This is a genomic window from Clostridium sp. AF27-2AA, assembly GCF_003478505.1.
Taxonomy (GTDB): Bacteria; Bacillota; Clostridia; order Lachnospirales; family Lachnospiraceae; genus Brotaphodocola.
In genome coordinates this window covers 27,308-39,803 of the sequence record NZ_QUFI01000011.1, presented here as the reverse complement: position 1 = coordinate 39,803, position 12,496 = coordinate 27,308, and the positions used below count along the sequence as shown (strand labels likewise).

Sequence of the window (12,496 nt, the reverse complement as noted above, 5' to 3'; positions counted from 1 at the left end):
GCCGCAACATATAAATTTGGAGGTAAAGAATCATGGCTGAGATTCAGAAAAAACCGGTTAAGATCGTTGAGACTGTCCTGCGTGACGCTCATCAGTCCCTGATCGCAACCAGAATGAGCACCGAGCAGATGCTTCCGATCATCGATAAAATGGATAAGATTGGCTATTATGCAGTAGAGTGCTGGGGCGGCGCAACCTTTGATGCTTCTCTTCGATTCCTGAAGGAAGATCCGTGGGAGAGACTGAGAAAGTTAAGAGCGGGCTTTAAAAATACAAAATTACAGATGCTGTTCCGTGGTCAGAACATTCTGGGTTACAACCACTACGCAGATGATGTAGTAGAGTACTTCGTACAGAAATCCGTTGCAAACGGTATTGATATCATCCGTATTTTCGACTGCTTAAACGATCTGCGCAACCTGCAGACCGCTGTAAAGGCAGCAAATAAGGAAAAGGCACATGCTCAGATCGCACTGTGCTACACCCTGGGTGATGCTTATACCCTGGATTACTGGAAAGACATCGCAAAGAGAATTGAAGATATGGGCGCAGATTCCATCTGTATCAAGGATATGGCTGGTCTGTTAACCCCGTATGCAGCACAGGAACTGGTAAGCGCATTAAAAGAGTCTACCGAGCTGCCGATCGACCTGCATACCCACTACACCTCCGGTGTAGCTTCCATGACTTACTTAAAGGCTGTAGAGGCAGGCTGCGATATCATTGATACTGCAATGTCTCCGCTGGCACTTGGTACCAGCCAGCCGGCAACTGAGGTTATGGTAGAGACCTTCAAGGGAACTCCGTACGATACCGGTTTATCCCAGGATCAGCTTGCTGAGATCACCGATTACTTCGCACCGATCCGTGAAGAGGCTCTGAAATCCGGTCTGTTAAATCCGAAGGTACTTGGCGTGAATATCAAGACCCTTCGTTATCAGGTTCCGGGCGGTATGCTCTCTAACCTGGTCAGCCAGCTGAAAGAGGCAGGTAAGGAAGATAAGTATCAGGAGGTTCTCGAGGAGATCCCGCGTGTTCGTAAGGACTTCGGTGAGCCGCCGCTTGTTACCCCGTCTTCCCAGATCGTTGGTACCCAGGCTGTTATGAACGTTATCTCTGGCGAACGCTACAAACTGGTTCCGAAGGAGTCCAAGAAGATCATGCTTGGCGAGTTCGGTCAGACTGTAAAACCGTTCAACGCAGAAGTACAGAAGAAGATCATCGGCGACGAGACCCCGATCACCTGCAGACCTGCAGATCTGATCGCTCCGCAGCTGCCGCAGTTTGAGAAAGAGTGTGCTCAGTGGAAGCAGCAGGATGAGGATGTCCTTTCCTACGCTCTGTTCCCGAAGGTAGCAGAAGAGTTCTTTAAATACAGAGAGGCTCAGCAGACCAAGGTAGACGCTGCCGTGGCAGATACCGAGAGCAAGGCTTATCCGGTATAATTAATACTGAATTTATGATCAGGACAGGAAGAAATCTGTGAAACAGGTTTCTTCCTGTTTTTTTGCGTTGCAATGACATTATTTCTTACAATTTTTTGTGATTCTGTGAAGTTTCTGTGCTTCCCGTTGACGCAGTCGGATTTTGTCATTATAATGTAACATAGCGCAAATTTGTCGGGAACGAAAATCTGTTTTACGGCAAAAGCGATACTAAGGAGATCATCAAATGAGAAAACAAACCTTGAAAAAAGGTCTGGCAGCGGTTCTGGGACTGGCGCTCTGCGTGCAGACACCGGCGGTACACAGCGTGCTGCAGCTTTCCGCATACGCGCAGGAGCGTGCGGCTACCATCAACGCTTCCAGCTTAAATGTCCGGAGCGGAGCGGGAACCTCCTACTCTCCGGTTGGAAAACTGGGAAAAGGCACGGCAGTTACCGTGGTAGGGGAAAAGGCCGCTTCTGACGGGAAAACCTGGTATCAGATCCGTTATACCAGCGGCGGCTCGACTCAGACAGGATATGTATTAAGCACCTATGTGAAGTTTCCGGTGTCCTACAGCCATGATTCCAGCTTTGAGTCAAAGCTCTCCGCACAGGGGTTCCCTGAATCTTATAAGGAAGGACTGCGTCAGATCCATGCGCAGTATCCGAACTGGACCTTTACGGCAGTCAAGACCGGGCTGGACTGGAATACTGTGATTCAGAACGAAGGTGTTCTCGGACGTAATCTGGTACATACCAACAGTATTTCTTCTTATAAATCTCTGGCGGACGGAGCCTACAACTGGGATTCCGGCACCTGGACCGGTTTTGACGGCAGTACCTGGGTGGCAGCATCCACAGAAATCATCAGCTACTATATGGATCCGCGAAATTTCCTGGATGAAGTGAACATCTTCCAGTTTCTGGACCAGAGCTACAATGCTTCCCTGCACACCAAAGAGGGCTTACAGTCCATGCTAAAGGGAACGTTCATGGAAGGGAATGTGAAGACCGGAGGCTTTGCGTCAGGCAACAGTTCATCGGGCGGCAGTTCATCCGGAAGCAGTTCTTCTGGTTCGTCTGGTGTTGTTACCGCAGGTCCGGGGGTATCAGGAAATAAATCTTCCGGATCCACATCCTCAACGCCAGGAAACAGCAGTTCTGGAGTTACCTCTTTGGCACCAGGAGGCAGCAACTCTGGAGCTACTTCTTCAACGCCAGGCGGAAGTACAGGTTCTTCATCGGGCAGTACCAGCCAGAACCCGTCTTCCAACGGAGGGCATCAGGTTCGCCTGGAGGGCCCGAGTGCATCCATCAGCAGAAAAAATACAGAGCTGCTGGCATCCAGCGTCATGATTGGCGTGGGACCGGGAGCAGCATCCTCTAACAGCGGAAGCTCTACCAGCGGAAGCCCTTCGGGCACAACATCTTCAGGCGTACAGACCCCTGGCACTTCTGGAAACACAGGGACATCTGCTTCAAATGTAAGTTATGCGGATGCCATTATGAGTGCGGCCCAGAGCTCTGGCGTAAGTCCGTATGTGATCGCGGCCATGATCATTCAGGAGCAGGGACGAAACGGCACCGGCAATTCTATTTCCGGAAACTATGCTGGGTATACTGGCTATTACAATTATTTTAACGTAGGAGCTTATGCCTCTGATGGTATGGGAGCGGTTCAGAGGGGCCTCTGGTACGCATCTCAGAGCGGCAGCTATGGCAGACCGTGGACAACACCGGAAAGCTCTATCGCAGGCGGTGCCCAGTTCTACGGCACCAACTATGTAAAGGCCGGACAGGATACCCTCTATTTAAAGAAGTACAATGTTCAGGGATCCAATATGTACAAACACCAGTACATGACCAATGTAAATGGCGCAGCTTCTGAGGGCACTATTTTCGCGGAGGGCTTTACTTCCCAGCAGAAGAGTACAGCCCTGAACTTCAAGATCCCGGTATATAACAACATGCCGGAAACTCCATGTGCGCAGCCGACCTTAAGCGGCAGCCCGAACAACAAGTTAAATGGCCTGGGTGTAGAAGGCTTTACCTTAACACCGACTTTTAACCGTGATACCTACTCTTACGATCTGATTGTAGATCATTCCGTATCCAATGTAACGGTAAGCGCATCGGCCATCGATTCCAAGGCATCAGTACGAGGCAATGGAAATGTATCCCTTTCCAGCGGAATCAATGATATTTCCGTAGTTGTAAGGGCAGAGAATGGCACAGAGCGTACTTACACGATTCATGTGGTACGCCAGTCAGGCGGTCCGACCTATAACGGTGGAATTGGAAGCGGCGTTTCTAATAGTGGTTCCTCCAGCGTAACGGTGGGAGGACCGGGAAGCAATTCTGGAAATACCTCTTCCGGAAGCAGCTCCTCTGGTGTGATCACTGTGGGACCGAATGGAGGCTCCACGAGCACGTCCCCGAATTCCGGTTCATCTTCAGGTGGAAACCGTGTAACATTTTCCAGCCCGGGCGGAAATTAAAAATCAAAATCCTGGCAGCTGAAAACCGGCTGCCTGGAATAAAAAGATTGATAAAATGAAACAGGAGATAACAGACAATTATGAACAGAAATTGGAAACAGATCTGGATCCGGTTTGCCATGGTACTGATGCTGGCTGTGGCAATTCCGTTTCAGAGCTTTGCGGGGAATGCGCGTATTGCATTCTCTGATCCTACTGCAGAGGTAGGAAGTGAATTTACCGTAAATGTTAAATTTACCTGTACCACTGGTGAAAAGATCGGCAAGACGGTAGTCATGCTTTCTTATGATTCCAGTGCGATGGAATTTGTGAGTGGTGAGCCGGATGTAAGCGGCGGAAACGGTGCTATCCGTGTCATCGGCAGCGTAAGCGGGACCAGTGAGTCCGCGTCCACCATTCGTTTTAAGGCACTCAAAGCAGGAAGCAGCAAGATTGAAGTAACGGATTACGAGGGCTATGACGCAGACGAGCAGCTGCTTGATATTACCCAGCTGGGAAGCTCTGCGGTTACCATCAACAGCGGCAGCACAGCGGCAGCGGCATCCAGTGACGCGTCTCTGTCCTCCCTGCAGATCTCCCCGGGTACCTTAAGCCCGGAGTTCAGTTCTGAGGTTGACAGCTACACTGCTTCCGTAAGCCTGGACACTGAGAAGCTTACCGTAAGTGCAGTACCGGCCAGCGACAAGGCAACCGTTGCTTTAAGCGGAACAGACCTGCAGGATGGTGAGAATACTGTAACCTGTACCGTAACCGCAGAGGATGGCACAACCAGCCGCACTTACACCATTCTGGTGAACCGCGTAGAGGGCGGTGAGAGCATGGCAGAAGCAGACCAGGAAGAAACCACAGCAGAAGCTGAGAATGTGGAAGTCCTTGCAGAGTTAGAGGCATCCAGAACCCCGCTTAAGATCGGCATTGCTGCACTTCCGGCAGATGTAACCGTTCCATATGGCATGAAGGAAACCTCCATTACCATTGGTGAGACCAAGGTTCAGGGCTGGGTTCCGGATACCCAGGGCGGACAGCCTGAATACTGCGTCTTCTATGGCGTGAGCGAGAGCGGAAATGCCGGATTCTACCGCTATGATCTGACAGATAAGACCATTCAGCGTTACTTTGAGCAGAGCGCAGAGGGCAACACCCAGACACTGGAGCTCCAGGATGTGACGGAGCGTTACAATAATCTGGTAGACGATTACAATATTGTCAGAGTTCTGCTGGCTGCTGTGGGCGTTGTTGCAGTTGTTCTTCTGATCCTTCTGATTCTCAGCCGCAAAGGCCGCGGCCGTAAGAATGAAGAGGAGTATGATGCTTACGCGCAGCTGGATGAAAAGCCGGAGAGAAAAGAAAAGAAAGCAAAGAAGGAATTCCGTAAAAATGGCCGTAAGCTCAGCCAGGAAGAACGCTATATGATGGGTGAAGAGGACGACTACGAGGAGAACTACGAGCCGGAGCAGGAAACAGGCGAAGAGGAACCGGAAGACGATGAGATGGAGATTCAGGATGCCGGGGAATACATTCCGGATCCTGCGCAGGACGCAGACGCACAGTTAGACCAGGTAAAGAAACAGCTGGCTGCGAGCCTTGCAGAAGATTCAGAGCAGACCAGAGAAAACGAAAAAGAGGCACCGAAGGCAGAAAAAGAGTCAGAGGATGATGATTTCGAGGTATTTGATCTGGACGATGAACTTTAAAAAAGAAATAAGCAAAAAAGCGGTGTATTGACTTCGCCGCTTTTTTTGCTATAATACTGTTATACGATTTCTATAACAGAGAGTGCGAAAGATGGTGAAGACATGATCATTAAGATTGATTTTGAAAGCGAGGAGGCAATTTATATCCAGCTCAGGAACCAGATCATCATGGGCATTGCGACAGACCGGATCCATGAAGGGGATTCGCTCCCTTCTGTCCGCCAGCTGGCGGAAAATATCGGGATCAACATGCATACTGTGAATAAGGCTTATACCGTACTGAAACAGGAAGGTTATATCAAGCTGGACCGCCGCCGCGGAGCCGTGATTGCCCTGGATATCGACAAGATTCGTTCGATTGAGCGCCTGAGGGAGGAACTTTCGGTTCTTCTTGCCAGAAGTGTCTGTAAAAATATTTCCAGGGAGGAGGTCCACGACCTGGTGGATGAAATCTATGATTTCTACACAGGCGGAGGCCAGGGTTAAATGGAGGAAGTGCCATGTTATGTGAGCGTTGTAAGATAAGAGAAGCAAATATTCAGTATACGGAAATTGTCAATGGAGTACGCACCGAGCACAACTACTGTACCCAGTGCGCAAAGGAGATGGATTTTGGTCCTTACTCCGCAATTTTTGAGGGAGAGTTCCCGTTAGGAAAGCTGCTGTCAGGACTTTTAGGTGTACAGGGGGAAGCGGATGAAGAGGAAAAGACCAGCCAGATCGTCTGTCCAACCTGTGGCACCAGCTATGATGATTTTGTGAAAGACAGCCGTTTTGGCTGCGCAGACTGCTACAGTGTCTTTGACCTGCTGATCAATGACAAGATCAAACAGCTTCAGGGCAATGTGCGTCATACCGGAAAACATCCGAAATTCCAGAAGATCAAAGCAGATCCCTTTCACCTGACATCTTCCGGGCAGCCGGTGGAAGGAATCGCGGCGAATGCGGTGACCGGCTCTGAGGGACAGGATGCAAATGTTGCTTCTAAAGGGGAAAATGAGGTTCAGGCTCAGATTCGCAAGCTTGAGGCCAGACTCCGGGAGGCAGTCCGCACGGAGGAATATGAGGTGGCGGCGGAGTGCCGTGACCAGATCCGGGCACTGAAGGAGGCGCAGTCATGATGAAATGGTTTGAGGAAGTAAACCTGACCAGGCCTGCGGTCATCTGCAGCCGGGTACGTCTTGTGCGGAATCTGGAGGAATACGCCTTTCCATCCAGACTGGATGAACAGCAGGCCGATGAGATGATCGGACGCCTGGAGGAGGCGTTAAAGGGGCTTGGAAGCGTGGACGGACGCCATTATGAGCAGGCAAGGCTGCAGGAGCTGAGTGATCTGGACCGCAGAGCTCTCCGGGAGCGCCGGGTGTTTAATTCCACCATTGCTTCCGGCAAGGCACCGGCCGGAGTTATGGTATCCGATGATGAGCAGGTGGGCATTGTATTAAACGGAACCGATCACATCCGCATCCAGCTGTTTGCCGCTGGCCTGCATCTGGATGAACTTATGAACCAGGCAGGGCAGATTGATGATTATCTCAATGAGCGTTTTGATTACGCGTTTGATGAAAAGTATGGCTACCTGACTTCCTTCCCAACCAGTGTGGGCACCGGACTTCGGGCATCTGTGGTGCTGCATCTGCCGCTTTTGTCCCAGAGCAAGCGTTTCAACGGCATGGTGACCGAGATGACGCGGTTTGGCGCTTCGGTAAAAGGCATGTACGGGGAAGGCGAGGAGAACTGTGGATCTCTTTATGAGGTCAGCAACCAGAAGACCCTGGGTATGACGGAAAAAGAAATTCTGGACATGGTGTCCAAGGTGGCATTGCAGCTTACTGCCCAGGAAGAACAGATGCGAAAGCTGGCGCTGGACAAGAACCGGGTGTCCCGGGAGGATGATGCCTGCCGCGCCTACGGTACATTAAAATATGCCAGAAAGCTGACCATGAAAGAAGCCATGACGCTGCTGTCCAGACTGATGGCCGGATGTGCGGACGGGCTTTTGCGTATGGAAGAGCCGTGCTCGGTATACCGCCTGATGCTGGGAATCCAGCCGGCGAACCTTCAGAAGCTTTCCACCAGACCTTTGGGGCGGGAAGAACTGGAAATGGCGCGGGCAGCTTATGTGCGGGCAGAACTGCCGCAGCTGAATTAGATACAAGGAGGACCTGAATTTGATAGACAGAAACCATTTTACAGAACAGGCCTGGAATGCCATTGCGCTGTCTACCCAGGCAGCCAGTGAACTGGGCCATAATTATGTGGGGACCGAACATCTTCTGGTGGGACTTTTGCTGGAAGAGGAGGGAGTGGCAGCCAGAGTTCTGGATGCCAACGGTGTGAAGGCAGATAAGGTAAAAGAACTGATCAGCCAGCTCATCTTTCCAAACCAGAATGTGGGCACCATCGGTGAGACGGTTTATACGCCTGGGGCTGTACGGGTGCTGAACCAGAGTTACCGGGAGGCAGTGCGCTTTAAGGCACCGCTTATCGGAACCGAGCATCTGCTGATTGCCATGATCCGGGAAAGCGACTGTGCAGCAGTACGGCTGCTCAACACGATGGATGTGAGCCTGCAGAAGCTTTATGTGGATCTGCGCAGTGCCATGGGAGAGGATGGAGCAGATGCGAGAGAGGAACTGCAGTCATCCAGAGCAGGAAAAGACAGCAGCGCCTCTACGCCGACCTTAAACAGCTTCAGCCGTGACCTGACAAAGCTCGCCAGGGAAGGAAAGCTGGATCCGGTGATCGGCCGGGAAAGTGAGATTCAGCGTGTTGTCCAGATCTTAAGCAGAAGAACCAAGAATAATCCATGCCTGATCGGGGAACCGGGCGTGGGCAAAACCGCAGTTGTGGAAGGCCTGGCCCAGATGATCGCCGGCGGCAATGTGCCGGAGACCATTGCGGACAGGCGCGTCATGACTCTGGATCTGTCCGGCATGGTAGCTGGTTCCAAATACCGCGGTGAGTTTGAGGAGCGGATCAAGAAAGTAATTTCCGAGGTGACAGAGGACGGTAACGTGCTTCTGTTCCTGGATGAGATTCATACCATCATCGGCGCAGGCGGCGCGGAGGGAGCTATTGATGCCTCCAACATCTTAAAGCCGTCCCTGGCACGTGGTGAGATTCAGCTCATCGGTGCTACTACAAGAGAAGAGTACCGCAAATACATTGAGAAGGACGCGGCACTGGAGCGCCGGTTCCAGCCAGTCGTGGTCGAAGAGCCGACGGAGGAGCAGTCCATTGCCATCTTAAAGGGACTGCGTCCAAAATATGAGGAGCATCATAAGGTGACCATTACCGATGAGGCCCTGGTAGCAGCGGTCCGCCTTTCCTCCCGCTACATCAACGACCGTTTCCTTCCGGATAAGGCCATTGACCTGATCGATGAAGCGGCTTCTAAAATCCGCCTGACCACATATGTGGAGCCGGCAGAGATCAAGAGCCTGACGGAGGATATTGAAAAGCTGGAAATCCAGAAGGAACAGGCCATTAAGAACGAGGCATATGAGAAGGCCGGAGACATCAAGAAGCGTCAGCAGAAGAAGCGCGAAAAGATCGAGAAAATCCGGGAAAAATGGCAGAAGGAAAAAACGTCCAGAAAGCTGACTGTCGGCGAAGGTGAAATTGCCGATGTCGTTTCCGGCTGGACCAAGATTCCGGTGAGAAAGCTGGCAGAGGAAGAGTCTGAGCGGCTGCGCAAGCTGGAGTCCATCCTGCATGAGCGGGTAGTAGGCCAGGAAGAGGCTGTGACAGCCGTGGCCAAAGCCATCCGCAGAGGCCGCGTGGGCTTAAAAGACCCGAAACGCCCGATTGGTTCCTTCTTATTCCTGGGACCGACTGGGGTCGGAAAAACCGAACTTTGCAAAGCGCTGGCCGAAGCCATGTTTGGCACTGAGAATGCACTGATCCGGGTTGATATGTCGGAGTATATGGAGAAACACAGCGTCTCCAAGATGATCGGATCTCCGCCAGGATATGTTGGTTACGAGGAGGGCGGACAGCTCAGTGAGAAGGTCCGCAGAAATCCGTACTCCGTGATCCTTTTCGATGAGATCGAGAAGGCACATCCGGATGTGTTCAACATCCTGCTTCAGGTACTCGATGACGGACATATCACTGATGCGCAGGGACGAAAGATTGATTTTAAGAATACCGTACTCATTATGACGTCCAACGCAGGCGCAGAGAATATCATTTCCCCGAAACGTCTGGGCTTTGCGTCCAATGACGACGCAAAGGAGCGGTACCGCTTTATGAAGGAGCGTGTCATGGAAGAAGTGAAGCGGATGTTCAAGCCGGAGTTCTTAAACCGTATTGATGAAATTATTGTATTCCATCAGCTCTCCCAGGATCACATGAAGGAGATTGTGGACATCATGTTAAAGGGCATCTGCAGGCGTACCCTGGCGCAGATGAACTTAAAACTCACGGTGGACGATTCTGCAAAGGCATTCCTTGTGGAGAAGGGCTATGATGAAAAATACGGCGCGCGCCCGCTGCGCCGCGCGATCCAGAATCTGTTAGAAGATGGTCTTGCAGAGGCGGTACTGGACGGCAAGGTAAAAGCAGGGGATGAGGTCACTGTTACCAAAGGAGATGACGGCCTGAAATTTTTGTCGGCAGAAGTGATAAAAAACTAGATTAATTTTGACGGTTGTTGTATAATCCAATGAGAAACGGACAGGTGGAGAATGGATTCCAGAAAATTCCGGGATCCATTTTTCGACCTCCGATTTTCTACAGCAGTAAAATGTAATAATATACCAGGAGGGCAAACACATGCCAGTAATCGAATCTTTAATCCGCTCCGAGGCAGATGGAACTATCAGCTTTGGCAATTACAAATTAGACACCAAGAGCAAGCTTGAGAATTTTGAACATGCGGGAGATTTATATAAGATCAAAACTTTTTACGAAATCACCAAGTTAGAGCGCAATGGTTCTTTCGTATATGAGTCCGTACCGGGAACCGCAGTAGAGCATTTTTCTGCAAAACATGATGGCGTAGAGTTTACCGTGTCTGGCAATAAAGACGCGCAGATTACCGTTCAGCTGGAGGATGACACGGAGTATGAGGTATACGTAGACGGTGTTGCAGTGGGCGGCATGAAGACCAACATGAGCGGCAAGCTGGTTGTCAGCGTAGAGTTAAATGAGGGTGTTACCTGTCAGGTTAAGGTGGTAAAACGCTAAACATCCTTTGACGGAAGGATATACATATATGGCAAAAGCAAAAACAACCGTATTTTTCTGTAAGGAATGCGGTTTTGAATCCAGCAAATGGTTAGGGCAGTGTCCTGCCTGTAAAGAGTGGAACACTCTGGTAGAGGAGCCGGTGGCAAAGAAAACGCTGGCCGGCCATACCGGCGGGGGCTTACCGCGTACGCAGGCAAAACCTGTGAAGCTGGAGGAAGTGTCCATAGAAGAACAGGATCGGATTTCCACCGGATATCCGGAACTGGACCGTGTACTGGGGAGCGGCATTGTAGCCGGCTCCCTGGTTTTAGTTGGGGGCGATCCGGGTATCGGCAAATCGACCCTGCTGCTTCAGATGTGCCGGAATCTGGCCCGGGATGGGCACCGGGTTCTATACATTTCCGGCGAGGAATCTTTAAAGCAGATCAAGATGCGGGCCAGCCGCATTGGAACCATCAGCGGGGAACTGTTATTCTTATGTGAGACGAATCTGGACACCATCGAAGAGGCAATCCGTGAAACCAAGCCGGAGATTGTCATCATTGACTCCATTCAGACCATGTTCCGGGAAGATGTCACATCCGCCCCGGGCAGCGTAAGCCAGGTGCGGGAGTCCACGAATGTCCTGATGCAGATTGCCAAGGGCATGGGTATCTCCGTGTTTATTGTCGGCCATGTGACCAAAGAGGGCGTGGTGGCCGGGCCCCGTGTGCTGGAGCATATGGTGGACACGGTACTTTATTTTGAAGGAGAGCGGAATGCTTCGTATCGGATTTTAAGGGGGGTGAAGAACCGTTTTGGCTCCACCAACGAGATTGGCGTGTTTGAGATGCAGGAAAACGGCCTGGAGGAGGTGGAAAATCCCTCCGAGTATCTCTTAAGCGGCCGTCCGGAGGATGCCTCTGGCGCAGTGGCAGCCTGTTCTCTGGAGGGAAGCAGACCGATTCTGCTGGAGGTGCAGGCGCTGGTGACCCAGACAAACTTTGGCATGCCAAGACGTACTGCGGCAGGAGCGGACTTTAACCGTGTGAATCTTCTGATCGCGGTGCTGGAAAAACGCTGCCGCTACGAAATGTCCCGCTATGACGCCTATGTGAATATCGCGGGCGGCATGCGCATGAATGAGCCGGCCCTGGATCTTGCCATTATCATGGCCCTGGTATCCAGCATGAAAGACAAGCCGGTGAATCCAAAGTGTATCATCTTTGGCGAGGTTGGTCTGGCCGGCGAGGTTCGTGCTGTATCCCAGGCAGAGCAGAGGGTGCATGAAGCCATCAAGCTGGGCTTCGAATCCTGCATCCTGCCGCAGGTATCCCTGGACAAAATGAAGAAAACCGATAAGATTGCGCTGTACGGCGTGAGCAATGTAAGGGAAGCTATTCGGTTGATCTGATGGGGAATGGCGGAGGCCGGGCTATGTCCCGGCAGCCTGCTTCAAATACTGATTTCGTATCAAAAATATATTTTTTTCAAAAAATTAAAAAAATTGTTGACAGTCAGAATAATCCGTGCTATTATAAATGAGCGTTGAGGGAAACGAAAAAACAAAGCCTCAGCAAAATAGCATAGGGGATTAGTTCAATGGTAGAGCACCGGTCTCCAAAACCGTCGATGGGGGTTCGAGCCCCTCATCCCCTGCTAAGCGAAAAGCGATAAGGTCGAAAGATCTTATCGCTTTTTTC

The 12,496-nt window shown here is 51.2% G+C and carries 9 protein-coding genes and 1 tRNA gene; all 10 read left to right on the top strand.

Going from position 1 to position 12,496, the window contains the following annotated elements:
* The first annotated feature begins 32 nt into the window (after positions 1 to 32).
* On the top strand, positions 33 to 1,445 hold the full coding sequence (locus DWY84_RS08020; protein WP_118532157.1) for an oxaloacetate decarboxylase subunit alpha: 1,413 nt from the start codon (positions 33 to 35) through the stop codon (positions 1,443 to 1,445).
* Positions 1,446 to 1,671: 226 nt separating this feature from the next.
* A complete protein-coding gene (locus DWY84_RS08015) occupies positions 1,672 to 3,924 on the top strand; it encodes a cadherin-like beta sandwich domain-containing protein (protein WP_118532155.1) in 2,253 nt (750 codons plus the stop codon).
* Positions 3,925 to 4,004: 80 nt separating this feature from the next.
* A complete protein-coding gene (locus tag DWY84_RS08010; RefSeq protein ID WP_118532153.1) occupies positions 4,005 to 5,618 on the top strand; it encodes a cadherin-like beta sandwich domain-containing protein in 1,614 nt (537 codons plus the stop codon).
* Positions 5,619 to 5,720: 102 nt separating this feature from the next.
* Positions 5,721 to 6,104 carry a GntR family transcriptional regulator gene (locus DWY84_RS08005; protein ID WP_118532151.1) on the top strand — a complete coding sequence of 128 codons (384 nt, stop codon included), beginning with the start codon at positions 5,721 to 5,723 and terminating at the stop codon, positions 6,102 to 6,104.
* Between the two features lie 14 nt (positions 6,105 to 6,118).
* A complete protein-coding gene (locus tag DWY84_RS08000; RefSeq protein WP_118532149.1) occupies positions 6,119 to 6,739 on the top strand; it encodes a UvrB/UvrC motif-containing protein in 621 nt (206 codons plus the stop codon).
* Positions 6,736 to 7,770, top strand: a complete 1,035-nt coding sequence (locus DWY84_RS07995) for an ATP--guanido phosphotransferase (protein WP_118532147.1) — start codon at positions 6,736 to 6,738, stop codon at positions 7,768 to 7,770. The genes DWY84_RS08000 and DWY84_RS07995 overlap by 4 nt, the downstream gene beginning before the upstream one ends.
* 19 nt (positions 7,771 to 7,789) lie before the next feature.
* On the top strand, positions 7,790 to 10,258 hold the full coding sequence (locus tag DWY84_RS07990) for an ATP-dependent Clp protease ATP-binding subunit (protein WP_118532145.1): 2,469 nt from the start codon (positions 7,790 to 7,792) through the stop codon (positions 10,256 to 10,258).
* Positions 10,259 to 10,397: 139 nt separating this feature from the next.
* Positions 10,398 to 10,811 carry an endosialidase gene (locus DWY84_RS07985; RefSeq protein ID WP_118532143.1) on the top strand — a complete coding sequence of 138 codons (414 nt, stop codon included), beginning with the start codon at positions 10,398 to 10,400 and terminating at the stop codon, positions 10,809 to 10,811.
* 28 nt (positions 10,812 to 10,839) lie between these two features.
* Complete coding sequence (radA, locus tag DWY84_RS07980) at positions 10,840 to 12,207, top strand: DNA repair protein RadA (protein ID WP_118532141.1); 1,368 nt, start codon at positions 10,840 to 10,842, stop codon at positions 12,205 to 12,207.
* 174 nt (positions 12,208 to 12,381) lie between these two features.
* Positions 12,382 to 12,452 (top strand) — tRNA-Trp (locus DWY84_RS07975).
* Positions 12,453 to 12,496 lie beyond the last annotated feature (44 nt).

Bases quoted from the DNA above. Each gene is read 5' to 3' on its own strand.
- DWY84_RS08010 (WP_118532153.1), top strand. From the start codon at position 4,005: ATGAACAGAAATTGGAAACAGATCTGGATCCGGTTTGCCATGGTACTG.
- DWY84_RS07995 (WP_118532147.1), top strand. From the start codon at position 6,736: ATGATGAAATGGTTTGAGGAAGTAAACCTGACCAGGCCTGCGGTCATC.
- DWY84_RS08015 (WP_118532155.1), top strand. From the start codon at position 1,672: ATGAGAAAACAAACCTTGAAAAAAGGTCTGGCAGCGGTTCTGGGACTG.
- DWY84_RS07985 (WP_118532143.1), top strand. From the start codon at position 10,398: ATGCCAGTAATCGAATCTTTAATCCGCTCCGAGGCAGATGGAACTATC.
- radA (WP_118532141.1), top strand. From the start codon at position 10,840: ATGGCAAAAGCAAAAACAACCGTATTTTTCTGTAAGGAATGCGGTTTT.
- DWY84_RS08020 (WP_118532157.1), top strand. From the start codon at position 33: ATGGCTGAGATTCAGAAAAAACCGGTTAAGATCGTTGAGACTGTCCTG.
- DWY84_RS08000 (WP_118532149.1), top strand. From the start codon at position 6,119: ATGTTATGTGAGCGTTGTAAGATAAGAGAAGCAAATATTCAGTATACG.
- DWY84_RS08005 (WP_118532151.1), top strand. From the start codon at position 5,721: ATGATCATTAAGATTGATTTTGAAAGCGAGGAGGCAATTTATATCCAG.